The organism is Niabella agricola (assembly GCF_021538615.1).
In the GTDB taxonomy this organism is placed as follows: domain Bacteria; phylum Bacteroidota; class Bacteroidia; order Chitinophagales; family Chitinophagaceae; genus Niabella; species Niabella agricola.
On record NZ_JAJHIZ010000003.1, the window covers coordinates 3,509,682 to 3,524,133 of the forward strand.

The following is a 14,452-nucleotide window of genomic DNA, read 5'->3' on the forward strand; positions in this document are numbered from 1 at the left end:
TAGACACAATAACCCCTGAAGCATGAATAATTAACTATTAACTATAATATGAGTAAGGAAGTTACTTCAAGAGCGGAAGATTATGCACAATGGTATAATGACCTCGTAATAAAAGGAGGCCTGGCCGACTATTCGGCCGTAAGGGGATGTATGGTCATCAAGCCTTATGGTTTTACCCTTTGGGAATACATGCGCGATGCATTGGATAAAATGTTTAAGGACACCGGGCATGTAAATGCCTATTTCCCGCTTTTTATACCGAAAAGCTTTTTGAGTAAGGAAGCCGCTCATGTGGAAGGATTTGCAAAAGAGTGTGCGGTGGTAACACATTACCGCTTAAAGAACGATCCGGACGGAAAAGGCGTGGTGGTGGATCCGGAAGCAAAGCTGGAAGAGGAGCTGATTGTGCGTCCTACCAGTGAAACGATCATCTGGAGTACCTATAAAGACTGGATACAGTCGTACCGCGATCTTCCTCTGCTGATTAATCAATGGGCTAACGTGGTACGTTGGGAAATGCGTACCCGCCTGTTTTTACGGACTGCAGAATTTTTATGGCAGGAAGGGCATACCGCCCATGCTACTAAAGAAGAAGCTGTGGAAGAAACGCGTAAAATGCTGGATGTATATGCCACATTTGCCGAAGAATTTATGGCGTTGCCGGTAATCAAAGGTGTGAAAACCGCCAGCGAACGGTTTGCCGGTGCGGAAGATACCTATTGCATTGAAGCGCTGATGCAAGACGGAAAAGCGCTCCAGGCGGGCACTTCCCACTTTCTGGGTCAGAATTTTGCCAAAGCATTTGATGTGAAGTTTCTGAACAGGGAAAACCAACAGGAATATGTATGGGCTACCAGCTGGGGGGTAAGCACCCGGTTGGTAGGAGCACTAATCATGGCGCACAGCGATGATGAAGGGTTGGTATTGCCCCCCCGGATCGCGCCGCTGCAGGTAGTGATCATTCCCATTTACAAGGGACAGGAGCAAAAAGCCCTGATTGATGCGAAGGCTACCGAAATCCTGGAACAGCTGAAAAGCAAGGGCATCCGTGTTAAATACGACGACAATGACAACAACCGGCCCGGATGGAAATTTGCGGAATATGAGATGAAGGGCGTTCCGGTGCGACTGGTGCTGGGTGCACGTGACCTGGAAAATAATAAAATTGAAGTGGCGCGCCGCGATACAAGAGAAAAAGAAACAGTTAACCTGGACGGTATTTCACAGTATGTAGACGGACTGCTGATAAAAATACAGTTCGAAATGCTGCAGCGGGCACGGAAATTTACCGAAGAAAAGACGACCTGGGTAGATACCTGGGACGATTTTGTAAAAACGCTGGATGAAAAGGGTGGTTTTGTAGCTGCTCACTGGGATGGCACGCCGGAAACGGAGGCCGCTATCAAAGAGAAAACAAAAGCAACGATCCGTTGTATTCCCCTTAATAACCCACAGGAAGACGGTGTTTGTATTTTATCCGGAAAACCATCTAAAGAACGGGTGCTGTTTGCAAGGGCTTATTAACTGTTTCAAGTTCCAGGTTTCAGGTTTGACCGTTGAACGATGAAACGTGAAACCTGGAACAACATTTAAAACTTCCGTTTTTTAGCTACCTCCTGTTGAATATATTCTGCTATGGAACCGGTTGTACTGCCCGGTGCAAAGATCCGGCCCACACCCATTGCCGTTAGCTGTGCGGCATCATCTTCCGGCACAATACCGCCACCAATCAGCAGTACGTCCTGCATTTGCTGTGCCTTCATCAATTCTATTACTTTTGGAAAAACGGTCATATGCGCACCACTCAGGATGCTGATGCCGATCACGTCCACATCTTCCTGGATAGCCGCCCGGATGACCATTTCCGGTGTCTGCCGCAAACCGGTATAGATCACTTCCATGCCGGCATCCCGCAGGGCCGTGGCAATTACTTTGGCACCACGATCATGGCCATCCAAACCGATTTTAGCCACCAAAACACGAATGGGTCTGTTCATACACACAAATGTATGTTATAGAGGTAAGATCATGAACAAGGAAAGCAAATTCTTCAGAAGAAAAACAGCCGGTTACTGTACCGGACGATGCAGTGAGTGACACAACCGGGCTGATAGTAGTACTGAAGCCCGGACAAAGAAATTAAACCGGTTTATAATCCATGATATTAAGGCGCTGCCGGCAAAATTTATATTCCACTTCGTCGTTACTGCCCACCAGCACGAGCCGGTTTTTGCCGTATTGGTCCATTAATGCATAGTACAGATCGATTCCCTGCCGGTCGAGATTGGTGCAAGGCTCATCCAACAGCAGTACGGGCACATCAGAATAGATGCACTGTGCCAGTTTGGCCCGTTGTTTCATACCGCTTGAAAACTGCTGGATCCGTTTATGCGCAGCAGCCTGCATGCCGATCTCCGCTATAATTTTTTCGGGGGTCATCCCGGCTACAAAAGGTTTAAAATGCTGATGAAATTCCAGGAATTCCAAAAGGGTCATTTCCTCGATCAATTCCAGGTAGGGAGCGCAGTAAGCAATAAAGCGGTATACTTTTTCAGGAGGAAGGGGCGTTTCATTTGCCCAGGTACAAACGCCTTCATTTAAATGAAGCGCACTGCTGATGACCTGTAAAAAAGTACTTTTTCCGGATCCGTTGGATCCGATGATGGCATAGCTATTGCCGGATTCGAACTGAAAGGTGAGGTTTCTGAAAATCCAGTCACGGTTAAACCGTTTTCCAGCCTTATTCAAGGCTATCGTCGTCGCCATTCCCTTTGGTATATCGTTTAATAATACCACGCGTACTTTCCTGGATGAAGGTAAGGATCTCATCGCGCTCATCTGTTACCGGGAATTCTTCTTCCAGCAACTGCATGGCCTGGGTTACATTTAACCCGCGGTTATAAATCGTGCGGTAGATGTCCAGGATGTGGTTGATTTTGTCTACCGAATAGCCGTTCCGCTTCAGCCCAACGGAATTAATACCTGCATAGCTCAGGGGCTGACGGGCGGCTTTAATATAAGGAGGTACATCTTTGCTGACCAGCGATCCACCACTGATAAAAGCATAAGATCCTACTTTTACAAACTGATGTACGGCGCATACGCCACCAAAGCCCACGTGGCTGCCCAGTACCACGTGCCCGGCGATCTGCGTGCTGTTGCTGAGTGTGCAATAATCACCAATCACACAGTCGTGGCCGATATGGCTGTAGGCCAGGATCCAGCAGCCCTTGCCCACCACCGTTTTCCACCGGTCGCGGGTGCCGCGGTGGATGGTCACAAATTCCCGGATTACACAGTCGTCTCCAATCTCAACCGTGGTTTTTTCACCATCGAATTTTTTATCCTGGGGTTCTGAACCGATTACGGTGCCTGGAAAAATCTTGCAATTTTTTCCAATACGGGTGCCCTCCAGTATGGTTACGTTTGAACCGATCCATGTACCTTCTCCAATTTCAACATCCTGATGGATCACGGTAAACGGGTCTATTTTTACATTCCTTGCAACCTTGGCATCCGGATGTATGTATGAATTAAAATGGATCATGTACTTACAGGGTCAAACCATTAATAAATAATGGCGCAAATTTAGACATTCACTGATTAATTGTAATTATTTTTTTAGTAATGGGTTGCAAATCAGGTATTATTACCATTAATTGACATTTCTTTGTTGGCTTTATAACAGATTGCAAATACCTTTGCCGCCTGTTATGAGTGATACAGAAGAAATTATACGGTTAAGTTTCAAGGACTTGGAACAACCCTCTTCGTTGGAACTGATGACCCACCGGGTGCACCAGATCCCAGGAGCGGTTCAGTATGAGATCAAACGATACAGTCGCCCGGCAAATACTTTAACAGAAGATATGGGAATGCTGGTATATGAGTACCATAGCCAGAAACCCAAGGAAAATAACCTGAAACTGAAATTCTGCATTGCGGGCAACCGGTACTGTTCCCGTGAAAATTGCGGAAAATGCACGGCTGGTAAATCCCGCGAATGTGAAGACAGTGAGGGCAGCCTGGATGTGGTAAGTGTACATTTTACACCGGCGCATTTATCGCAGTTTATAAAAACCAGAACCACTAACAGCTTCAGTGATTCATTACTGAAGTTCAAGCATAAAGTTTCTTTTACCCGCACACTGCCATTGTGCTGTAAAACCAAAGCGGTTATTGAAGGGCTGCTGGAGCATAATTATGACGGTACGCTGGAAAACATTTATGTAAATGCCCAGCTGCAGATGTTGTTATTGCTGACGATGGATTCGATGGCCGATGACAAACAACTGGAAGTGATCAGTTGTAAGTTTCTGTCCAATGAAGCTGATAAGGACAAAGTGGAAAAAGCCCGCGAGATCCTCATCAAACATATCGGTGAGCCTATTACCATTAAAGAACTGAGCCGGAAAGTGGCGATGAATGAATGTTATCTTAAAAAGGGGTTTAAAGAAATGTATGGCACCACGATTTTTGATTTCTATCAGAACCAGCGGATGGAACATGCCAAATACCTGCTTTACGAAAAAGGACTCAGCGTAACAGATGTATCCATGATGCTGGGGTATTCGTCCATTTCGCATTTCAGTACCGCCTTTAAGCGGCTTACCGGTTTAAAACCCTGCGAACTTTTATTTGCATCCAAATAAAAAACCTATAAGGTTTAATTAATCCGCCGTAGCGGAACGCCTTATAGGTTCCCGGTGCCGCGCAACGTGCAGCAATTATTTTTTCAATCTGCCCAGGCCTACTTTGTGGCCGCTAATAGCAAAATACAGGATATAAAGATAGCAGGGCATTACCAAAATAAAGTAAGACAACTGGAAATTAATGTGCAGATGGTCCTTTAAAAAGCCATATAATATCGGCAAAATAGCCCCTCCGGCAATACCCATGATCATAATGGCGGAACCGATCTTGGTAAATTTACCCAGGTGACTGATGCCCAGCGGGAAAATAGCCGGCCACATTAAGGAGTTTGCCAATCCCAGCAGTGCGATAAAAATTACCGATGTGTAACCGGAGCTGAAATAAGCGATCACTGAAAATACAATACCCAGGATAGCGCAGATCCGGAGTGCTGCCTGCTGGGAGAGGATTTTAGGAATTGTAAAAATTCCAACAACATAACCTACCAGCATTCCGCCAAGGGTTAACGAGGTAAAGTATTTCGCCTGGTCTGCATGAATGCCTAGTTCTTTTCCGTATACACCAATGATATCACCTGCCATTACCTCGGCACCCACATACACGAAAATACAAAGTGCGCCCAGGAAAAGGTGGGGGAACTGGAATACACTTTTATGGTGAACCACTTCTCCGCTGGTTTCATCCACCACATCTTCTTCGGGATGTACTTCCGGAAGGTGGAGGAATTTGATAAGTACGGCAAACAGGATAAATACAATGGCCAGCACAATATAAGGCGTATTTACGCGTCCCAACACGTCGTTCAACAGTTGCTCTTTTTCAACACCGGTAGTAGCTTTGATCTTTTCTTCTGTTTCTGCTGCATTTTTTAAGAATACCGCACCCATGATAAAGGGAACGATCATGCCCGCAAACTTGTTACAGATCCCCGCCATACTGATTCTTTTAGCCGCGCTTTCAATGGGGCCGATGATCGACAGGTAGGGGTTGGAGGCGGTTTGCAGTAATGCCAATGCGGCACCCTGCACAAAAATACCGGTAAGGAATAATTCAAAAGACCTGGATTTGGCGGCAGGAATAAAAATGAGGGATCCCAGGGCTAGTATGATCAATCCCAGTACCAGGCCGTTTTTAAACCCGGTCTTTTTCAGGATCCAGGAAGAAGGAAGGGCCAGTACAAAATAGGCCATATAAGAGGAAAAGGTCACCAGGAATGCCTGTATATCCGAAAGACCAAAAGACAATTTAAAAAAGGGAATAAGCGTTCCGTTTGCCCATGTTACAAACCCGAAGATGAAAAAAAGTCCGCAGATCGTAGCCAATGGAAGCAAAATGTTTTGGGAAGTGGAATTGGTTCCTGCCATTACAAATCGTTTAAAATGAATTAATGGCTCTAAAAATAGGGAAATTATTGCTGCTATTGGTAATTGTTGCAACCGATTGCGCATAAAAAAAGCATGAATGAAGGATTCATGCTTTCATGATTTAGATTTTATATATCAGGCTTTTGAATACCGGAGTGAAGGAAGGCTTTTTTGAGCCAGGGCATATACCCCAAACAGCACCGCACTGTAAAACAGATCACCGCCAAAGGCGCCCAGGAATAACTGGTTGCTGAACTGGTTATAAAAAGGCAGGGCCCGCAGGTAGGTCATTCCTAAAGTAAGACCCGGCTCGTGTTCAATACTGCCTGAAAAATTACTGGCCACCCATACGCCAAAATTTGACACGATCCAGAAAATGGCCGATCCCATAAGCGAATATCCCAATACCCTGATGGCTTTTGGCTGGCGAAGTGTAGTGCCCAATGCGGTTACCAGGGCCATACCTCCATAAACAAATAACTGGCTGATGCCGTAGAAGCCCCGCGCGCCGGTAAGGCTGATCACGATATCCGAAAGCAGGTAAGCCAGCAGCGGCATCATATATGCCTGCCATTTTTTATTAAAAGTGGCTCCGCTGAACAGCGACATCGCTACCAGGGGGGTAAAATTATAAGGATGCGGAAGAATGCGGCTCAGGGCAGCGATTACGATCATTAATGTAATAACCCAGAACTTATTTGTTACTTTCATAGTCCGAAATGAAGTTTATATACTGTAAAAGTAAAAAACTTTTAGGAATTGCTTTAAAAACCTGTTTTTAAACCCGAATCGGACATCTCCGTCCGGCAAAGCAATATACCGTTCGGGGCAACCCGCAGGTTAAGCGAGCTTCGGATTGTCGGCATCGTTCCATTTCTGAAGGCGATATTGCTGGGGCGACATGGCCATATACTTTTTAAACATACGGGAAAAATAATAAGGATCATCCATCCCCACATGTTGGGCTACATCCTTAATCTTTATAGAATTGTTCAGCAATAGCAGGCAGGAATGCCGGATCTTGAGCTGGATGAAATAATCCAGGGGAGCAATACCGGTGGCTTTCCGGAATTGCTGGGAAAAATAAGAAACCGAGATACCCTGGGCGGCGGCCATTTCAGGAACCGTAAGCCGGCTGTTGATGTGTTGCTGCATGTGGGTTTTAACGGCATTCAGGAAGAGACTGGTTTGAGAAACGGGTTTTTGCTCCCACTGTTCTGCAAATAAAAAGGAAGCAACAAATTTATATAAGCAAAAATTAGCGTTAAAAAGGCTGTCGTTGTTAATGCCCCGTTCAAGGCTGTTATACATCATCTCCCAGGTAGTAATGCCTCGGTCGTTAAAGGCAATAGAGCGCGGACCGCGATCCATGGTGATGCCCAGCGACCGGTTCATATCCTCGATTTCATTTCCGGTATAATGTACCCAGTAAATGGTCCAGGGTTCATCTTCATCCGCCCCGTAGCGGATGTATTTTGCCGTAGCCGGAATAATGGCGTATTCGTTGGCCCGGATTTCGAAATGATATTTATCAATCGTATACCAGCCTTTTCCCTTCAGGCAATAGAATAAAATATTATCATGACAGCCATTCCTCCGTTCCCGGTAATGATAAAAGGCTTTTGGGAAATAACCGATCTGGGTAATATATAGTTGTTTCAAAAACGGGTTTTGCTGAAGCGTTTTTTGCAGGAGCTGATGAGGGATCTCCAACATTTTTTCGCCCACAAATCCATCTCTTCGTTTAAAGGCAGCCATAGGGTAGAAGTATTTAATTGTCCATTAAATATGGTGAATAATCCATCTTGTTTTTGGTTTAATACTCACTAAAGTTAGGTAAAAGCAAGATGATTCAGTAAAAAGCCGGATATAAAAGCCGCCCTTTTTTAAAATGTTTATCTATCAATATGTTTCAACAATACATCGAATAATCCATCCTTTTTAACCAAAAACCTATTGACTAACGCGATCATCCCCGTTTATTTTGTACAACAATTTTTAACGAATCTTAAACGCTATGCTTGCTGCCAAACGATTGTCTTTTTGGGCAATACTGGGTGTACTGGTATTGATGCCCGCACTTTCTTATTCGCAAACCGGTAAAGTCAACGCCACCGGTACAGTACTGGATTCTACAGGGAGCATCCTGACAGGAGTAACGGTTGCCACAGCGAATAATAAAAAAATGACTTCTACGGATGTCAACGGAAAATTTATCCTGGAAGTGGATTCAGGTACCGTGATTCATTTTTCACTGGTCGGATACCAACCGGAACAGGCATTGATTACACCTGGTAATGCTACGGTTTCCATTACCATGCGGCAGATCACTTCCGGAATGGAGGAGGTGGTCATCACCGCATTAGGACGTAAGCAGGTACGGGAATCGGTGGTGGGCTCGGTGGTTACCATAAAGCCCGAAAACCTGCGGATACCAGCCAGTAATCTTACCAATGCCATCGTAGGGCAGGCGGCAGGTATCATTGGTTTTCAGAGCAGCGGACAACCGGGGCTGGATAATTCGAACTTTTTTATCCGGGGGGTCACCACCTTTGGCTACCGGGCAGATCCGCTTATTTTGATTGACAATATTGAAGTGGGCAAGGACGACCTGGCGCGGCTGCAGGTAAACGACCTGGAAAGTTTTACCATCTTAAAAGATGCCAGTGCCACTTCATTATATGGGGCCAGGGGTGCTAACGGTGTAATACTGGTTACTACAAAATCCGGTAAAACCGGGAAGGCCCAGGTGAACCTGGTGCTCGAAAACACGTTAACGCAACCTACCAATACCATTAAACTGGCCGACCCTGTTACCTACATGAAAATGTATAATGAAGCCACCGTTACCCGCGACCCCACACTGGCGCCTCCCTTTAGTGCCGATAAAATCTATAACACACAGCAGACCCTGAATAATGCTCCTGGCAGCAATAAATATGTGTATCCTGCAGTAGACTGGCTGGATCTGTTATTTAAAAAGTCTAGCTATACACAGCGGGCCAATCTTAATGTGAGCGGTGGAACCGATTTTGCACACTACTTTATATCCGGCTCCTACAGCAATGATAATGGAAGCCTGAAAACAGACCCTGCCAACAGCTTCAAAAACCGGCTGCGGTTTACCACCTATCAGCTGCGCAGCAATATTGATTTTAATCTTTCAAAAACAACCGTGCTTTCTACACAACTATGGGGAATCTTTAATGATTACACCGGTCCGCTTACCAATAATGCCAGCTACTCGGTCGATCTTTATGACGTAGCTACCCATACCAGCCCGGTGCTGTTTCCGCCCTTTTATGCGCCGGACTCCGCCAACCTGCTGACGCAACATATTCTTTTCGGAAATGCCTTCGGATCCGATCAGCGCAGTGTAGGTTATGGCAACCCGTATGCACAAATGCTCCGGGGATACAAAAGGTTTTCTACGTCAAACATGACGGCTACCATGAAGCTGAACCAAAAACTGGGCTTTATAACCCCCGGACTGGTCTTTGACGGTTTTGTAACCATTAAGCGCTATGCCTATTTTGACAATACCATGGCCTATAACCCTTTCTATTATACCATACCGGAAGACGGATACGATATCGGCACCAACAAATACAACCTGCGATGGATTAATAATACACCGGGGGATGCTACGGAATACCTGGTATATTATCCGGGTGATAAAGATGCTTCAGCCTATGTGCATTTCCAGGGAAGGCTCGATTATACAAAACGGCTGGGAGATCATGAAGTTGGGGCAACAGTAAACATTATACGGCTGCAGCAATTAAACGCAAACGGAATTGATCCCAATACGCGGCGGCCTTCCCTGCCTTATGCCCTTCCTTACCGCAACATTAATTTTGCGGGCGAAGCCAGCTATGCCTTCAAGACACGCTATTTCCTCCGGTTTAATTTCGGTTACAATGGCTCCGAACGGTTTGATGAAACCCACCGGTATGGTTTTTTTCCAACGATCGGCGCTTCCTGGGTTGTGTCTAAAGAAAAATTCTGGGGCGATGGCCTTGCGAAGATCATCTCCACATTTAAACTGCGATCCAGCTTTGGTTATACGGGAAACGACCAGGTAGGTAGCCAACGATTCTTTTACCTGTCGGATGTAAACCTGACGGCCGGAAATGGTGCGGCCTTTGGCATCAATAACGGGTATAGCCGGCCGGGGGTTAGGATCAATAACTATGAAAACAAGGCCGTAACCTGGGAGCGGGGATTGAAATTCAATGGTGCTGCCGAAGTTACCCTGTTTAAAAAAATCGATCTGATCGCAGAGTATTGGAAAGAGAAAAGAACGGATATCTTAATGCAGCGGAATATTCCATCTTCTACAGGGCTGGAGGCCGGTGTATATGCCAACGTGGGGGTGGTGGATGCCAACGGATGGGATCTGACGGCCAATTATAACCAGGTATTTTCCAACAAGCTCTCCGTTTCCTTCATGTCGAACCTTACCTATTCCCAGGCCATTCATACCAATTATGAAGAGCCGGCTTATTTAACTGAACCCTGGCGCCGCCGGACCGGCTCTATTGTAGGGCAGCCCTTTGGTTATGTAGCAGAACGGCTTTTTGTAGACGATAAGGAAGCGGCTTCTTCACCCGCGCAGAATTTTGGTACCCTTGCGCCCCGCGGCGGGGATATCAAATACCGCGATATCAACGGTGATGGGCAGATCACCGTAGCCGATATGGTCCCCATCGGGTTCCCGTCAACGCCGCAGATCTCCTATGGCTTTGGTGCCTCCGTCCGGTACCAGGCATTGGACCTGGGATTCCGCTTCCAGGGCAATGCACGCAGCTCGCTTTTTATCCGGCCTTATGATATCAGCCCTTTTGTAGGCGGACAGGCTCAGGTGTTGCAGCCGGTTGCTGATAACTACTGGTCGGAATCCAACCAGGATTTGTACGCTTTTTACCCGCGGTTGGGAGTGAACTATAATTCCGTGGTAAATAACCTGCAGTCCAGCACCTGGTGGATGCGCCGCGGCGATTTTCTCCGGCTAAAACTGGTAGAACTGGGCTACTCTATGCCGAACAATCTTTCCCGGAGGCTGGGGCTGAAGAGCTGCCGTATTTATGTGAACGGATCGAACCTGCTCCTGTTCTCCAGCTTTAGGCTTTGGGATGTGGAACAAAAGAATAACGACGGAACGGCCAACGGGTTTATATACCCGCTGCAGAAGGCATTTAACTTAGGATTTAACATCACCTTGTAACAAAACAAATTCGAAAGCTCATGAGCAATACAAGATATACTACCTGGTTTTTACTTTTCCTGTTGATAACGGGCATTACATCCTCCTGTAAAAAATTTCTGGATGTAACCCCTGAAAACGTTGGTACGATCGATTATGCCTTCCGGAACAGGAATGAAGCAGAAAACTACCTGTTTGCCTGCTACGGTACCTTGCAGTCTTTTGGGAATGCGACAACAGATCCGTTTTTTACTACCTCGGGGGAAATTATGTATCCGGCCACTATCGGGGAAGGACCAAAAGTTTTTGATGCCGGCTTCCAGCTGATGCGCGGTACACAGAACGTATCGAACCCTGTGCTGAATTATTGGGACGGAAGCTATGGGGGCGCAGCGGTTTTTCAGGCCATCCGCCGGTGCAATATCATGCTTGAAAATATCAATAAGCCTATCGACCTGACGGCCTTTGAAAAAGGACGATGGATTGCCGAATTAAAATTTCTGAAGGCCTATTATCATTATTTTTTGGCAAAGATGTATGGCCCGGTGCCGATTTATAAGGAAAACCAGGATATTACCACACCCATTGAACAACTGCGGGTAAAACGGCAGCCGGTAGATTCGGTGTTTAACTATGCGGTACAGCTGATTGATGAAGCAGTACCCAATCTCCCGGTGGTGATTACAGACATTAACCGCGAGTTGGGCCGGATCACAAAAGTGATCGCCCTGGCGGTAAAGGCAGAAATCCGTACCACTCAGGCCAGTCCTTTATTTAATGGTAACCCCGATTACGCCAACTATAAAAATCATGACGGGCAGTTACTGTTTTCCACAACCGTCGATGCAGGCAAATGGGTTATAGCAGCAGCAGCCTGCAAGGCGGCAATAGATGCAGCGCAGCAACAGAACCTGGGGTTATACCAGTTTATAAGGCCTGCGAATCTGCCCGCCAATCTGCCTTCCATACTACGGCAGGTGTTGACCCTTCAGAATGCCGTAACCGAAAAATGGGATCTGAACAACGAAGTGGTTTGGGCATTGAACACGATCTATTATGAGCAGGCCAATTCCACTCCCAGGCTGGTGCCTGATTTTAACCTCGGCGCGGCACCGGGTACACTGGCTGTGCCCATCGGTACCACCGATCTTTTTTATACAAAGAACGGGGTGCCTATCAATGAAGATAAAACCTGGGACTATGCCAACCGCTTTTCGTTGAAAACGGGTAACGCTGAAAATAAGTACCTGATCGGGCAGGATTATCAGACCATCAAAAATAATTTTGACCGGGAGCCCCGGTACTATGCCAATATTGGCTTCGACGGCGGTGTATGGTATGGCAATGGGGTACTGGATCCGGATGCTGCCATATTTGTGCAGGCAAGAACCGGCCCTGCAGCCCCAAAGGATAACTCAAGACTCAATGTTACAGGTATCTGGCCCAAAAAACTGGTGCATTATTTAAGTGTTTTTGATAAGAACGGCTTTTCCCAAACGGCATTCCGGATTCCGAGAATGCGGATGGCAGATCTTTACCTGCTTTATGCAGAATGTTTGAACGAAAGCAGTGGCCCTACTCCGGAAGCGTATGCATATGTGGATAGCGTGCGGACCAGGGCCGGGCTAAAAGGCGTAGTAGAATCCTGGGCCAGCTATTCGTTTAACCCCGGGAAACCCCTTACAAAAAATGGGTTGCGGGAGATCATTCACCGCGAGCGCCGGGTGGAGCTTTGTTTTGAGGCAAAGGCCGGATGGGATCTGCGCCGCTGGAAAGAGTGGACTACCATAATGGCGCAGCCGGTTCAGGGCTGGTCTGTTTTCCAGCACGATCCATCTGATTTTTATATACCCGTAACTCAATTCATACCCAGCCTTACGGTCAGGGATTATTTCTGGCCACTGTCTGACGGAGCGCTTCAGTACAATGAGAATCTCGTACAAAGCCCCTACTGGAAATAATTGCAGCAATCCTTAAACTTTTTTATATGAGCAATCATCGTTTTCAATACCTGTTTATATCCTGTTTTTTGGCCGCTCTGTTAGTTTTTATAGCGGCTTGTCAGAAGCGGGCGGATTATAATGATCCATTGTCGAACGATACATCAAAACCCGGAACGATCACCAACGTTAAAGTAACTAATTTTAACGGCGGGGCCTATGTAACCTATGATCTGCCGCAATCGGAGAATATCCTGTACGTAAAAGCCAATTATACCATCAACGATAAAACCGGTGCAACGCTGGAAACAAAGTCCAGCTATTATTCCGATACGCTTACGGTAAACGGATTTGCAGAAAAAAAAGAATATGAGGTTACGTTACGGGTGGTCAGCCGTGCCAATGTGGAATCCGATCCTGTAACCGTAAAAGTGTACCCGGATACACCGGTATACCGGGTAGTAGCACAAACCCTGGCAATGACCCCGGATTTTGCCGGCGTGCGCGTAAACGGTATCAACCGCCTGCAGCAAAATGTGGGCGTGGTCTTTTTATACAATGATCCGTATTTTAAAAAATATACCATCCGGCAACAAACATTTTCCAATTTTAAGGAGATCAGTTTCGCCGCAAGAGGGTTTGATACCCTGCCCAAACCGGTGGCCGTATATACTACAGATCAATGGGGCAATCATTCAGATACCATCTTTAAAACCATCAGCCCGCTTTATGAGATCACACTGGACAAAAGCCGGTTCTTTGAGTACCACCTGGGTAGCGACAGTCCAACAGATCAGTATGGCTGGTTAACACCTTATATGTGGGACGGTAACGCAGGATCCGGCTGGCATACCAACCAGCGCGTACCGTATGTGTTGCCACCTACAACCAGCTTCGGGATGGGCGTGTCCGCCAAACTCAGCCGATTTAAACTGTGGCCCAGGGACGGGTACCTTTGGGGGCATGGGAATCCTAAAACATTTACCCTGTGGGGGTCCAATGCCGAACAGCCGGGTGATTTCAAGCCACCGATGACAGCGGCGGAAGGCACTGTCATCGGAGATTGGGTCAATATCGGCAACTACCGGTACCCGGATCCACCATCCGGAAATCCACCATCGGCAGCCACCGATGCAGACCGGGCATGGGCCAACCAGGGAACCGAGTTCAATGTGTCCTTTGCTGCTCCCAGGGTGCGGTTTATGCGTGTGGTTGTTCCGGAAAACTGGGGTGGTGATAATACATTTGCGCATATTATGGAACTCACTTTTTACGGCGATCCCAGATAA

11 protein-coding genes are annotated in these 14,452 nt (G+C 46.7%); 5 read left to right on the forward strand and 6 right to left on the reverse strand.

Annotated elements, in window-relative coordinates; genetic code table 11:
- The first annotated feature begins 48 nt into the window (after positions 1-48).
- A complete protein-coding gene (proS, locus tag LL912_RS20075) occupies positions 49-1,524 on the forward strand; it encodes a proline--tRNA ligase (RefSeq protein ID WP_235555395.1) in 1,476 nt (491 codons plus the stop codon).
- Positions 1,525-1,589: 65 nt separating this feature from the next.
- Here the strand turns inward: proS and LL912_RS20080 are convergent, their stop codons facing one another.
- The 3 genes from LL912_RS20080 to lpxA all read right to left on the reverse strand — a co-directional run bounded on the left by LL912_RS20080 (position 1,590) and on the right by lpxA (position 3,547).
- Complete coding sequence (locus LL912_RS20080) at positions 1,590-1,997, reverse strand: cobalamin B12-binding domain-containing protein (protein ID WP_235555396.1); 408 nt, start codon at positions 1,995-1,997, stop codon at positions 1,590-1,592.
- A 142-nt stretch (positions 1,998-2,139) separates the two neighbouring features.
- Positions 2,140-2,766, reverse strand: a complete 627-nt coding sequence (locus LL912_RS20085; protein WP_235555397.1) for an ABC transporter ATP-binding protein — start codon at positions 2,764-2,766, stop codon at positions 2,140-2,142.
- Positions 2,741-3,547 (reverse strand): acyl-ACP--UDP-N-acetylglucosamine O-acyltransferase, encoded by an 807-nt coding sequence (gene lpxA, locus LL912_RS20090; protein ID WP_235555398.1) that lies wholly within the window; start codon positions 3,545-3,547, stop codon positions 2,741-2,743. Before lpxA ends, LL912_RS20085 begins: the two co-directional genes overlap by 26 nt.
- 166 nt (positions 3,548-3,713) lie before the next feature.
- Between lpxA and LL912_RS20095 the strand changes: the two genes are divergently transcribed.
- Positions 3,714-4,652: a helix-turn-helix domain-containing protein gene (locus LL912_RS20095; protein ID WP_235555399.1), complete on the forward strand. Its 939-nt coding sequence runs from the start codon at positions 3,714-3,716 to the stop codon at positions 4,650-4,652.
- A 75-nt stretch (positions 4,653-4,727) separates the two neighbouring features.
- Here LL912_RS20095 and LL912_RS20100 read toward each other — a convergent pair whose 3' ends face one another.
- From LL912_RS20100 to LL912_RS20110, 3 genes are all read right to left on the reverse strand, one after another.
- A complete protein-coding gene (locus LL912_RS20100) occupies positions 4,728-6,017 on the reverse strand; it encodes a sugar MFS transporter (RefSeq protein WP_235555400.1) in 1,290 nt (429 codons plus the stop codon).
- A gap of 135 nt (positions 6,018-6,152) precedes the next feature.
- Positions 6,153-6,728: a DUF6580 family putative transport protein gene (locus LL912_RS20105; protein WP_235555401.1), complete on the reverse strand. Its 576-nt coding sequence runs from the start codon at positions 6,726-6,728 to the stop codon at positions 6,153-6,155.
- A 129-nt stretch (positions 6,729-6,857) separates the two neighbouring features.
- Positions 6,858-7,775 carry an AraC family transcriptional regulator gene (locus tag LL912_RS20110; protein ID WP_235555402.1) on the reverse strand — a complete coding sequence of 306 codons (918 nt, stop codon included), beginning with the start codon at positions 7,773-7,775 and terminating at the stop codon, positions 6,858-6,860.
- A gap of 259 nt (positions 7,776-8,034) precedes the next feature.
- On the opposite strand from LL912_RS20110, the gene LL912_RS20115 reads away from it, so the two are divergent.
- The 3 genes from LL912_RS20115 to LL912_RS20125 are packed head-to-tail and all read left to right on the forward strand — an operon-like array spanning position 8,035 to position 14,452.
- Positions 8,035-11,244: a SusC/RagA family TonB-linked outer membrane protein gene (locus LL912_RS20115; RefSeq protein WP_235555403.1), complete on the forward strand. Its 3,210-nt coding sequence runs from the start codon at positions 8,035-8,037 to the stop codon at positions 11,242-11,244.
- 20 nt (positions 11,245-11,264) lie between these two features.
- On the forward strand, positions 11,265-13,184 hold the full coding sequence (locus LL912_RS20120; protein ID WP_235555404.1) for a RagB/SusD family nutrient uptake outer membrane protein: 1,920 nt from the start codon (positions 11,265-11,267) through the stop codon (positions 13,182-13,184).
- Between the two features lie 26 nt (positions 13,185-13,210).
- Positions 13,211-14,452 carry a DUF4959 domain-containing protein gene (locus LL912_RS20125; RefSeq protein ID WP_235555405.1) on the forward strand — a complete coding sequence of 414 codons (1,242 nt, stop codon included), beginning with the start codon at positions 13,211-13,213 and terminating at the stop codon, positions 14,450-14,452.

Excerpts from the sequence above, each read along its gene's own strand:
- proS (WP_235555395.1), top strand. The coding sequence starts at position 49 with ATGAGTAAGGAAGTTACTTCAAGAGCGGAAGATTATGCACAATGGTAT.
- LL912_RS20080 (WP_235555396.1), bottom strand. The coding sequence starts at position 1,997 with ATGAACAGACCCATTCGTGTTTTGGTGGCTAAAATCGGTTTGGATGGC.
- LL912_RS20085 (WP_235555397.1), bottom strand. The coding sequence starts at position 2,766 with ATGGCGACGACGATAGCCTTGAATAAGGCTGGAAAACGGTTTAACCGT.
- lpxA (WP_235555398.1), bottom strand. The coding sequence starts at position 3,547 with ATGATCCATTTTAATTCATACATACATCCGGATGCCAAGGTTGCAAGG.
- LL912_RS20095 (WP_235555399.1), top strand. The coding sequence starts at position 3,714 with ATGAGTGATACAGAAGAAATTATACGGTTAAGTTTCAAGGACTTGGAA.
- LL912_RS20100 (WP_235555400.1), bottom strand. The coding sequence starts at position 6,017 with ATGGCAGGAACCAATTCCACTTCCCAAAACATTTTGCTTCCATTGGCT.
- LL912_RS20105 (WP_235555401.1), bottom strand. The coding sequence starts at position 6,728 with ATGAAAGTAACAAATAAGTTCTGGGTTATTACATTAATGATCGTAATC.
- LL912_RS20110 (WP_235555402.1), bottom strand. The coding sequence starts at position 7,775 with ATGGCTGCCTTTAAACGAAGAGATGGATTTGTGGGCGAAAAAATGTTG.
- LL912_RS20115 (WP_235555403.1), top strand. The coding sequence starts at position 8,035 with ATGCTTGCTGCCAAACGATTGTCTTTTTGGGCAATACTGGGTGTACTG.
- LL912_RS20120 (WP_235555404.1), top strand. The coding sequence starts at position 11,265 with ATGAGCAATACAAGATATACTACCTGGTTTTTACTTTTCCTGTTGATA.
- LL912_RS20125 (WP_235555405.1), top strand. The coding sequence starts at position 13,211 with ATGAGCAATCATCGTTTTCAATACCTGTTTATATCCTGTTTTTTGGCC.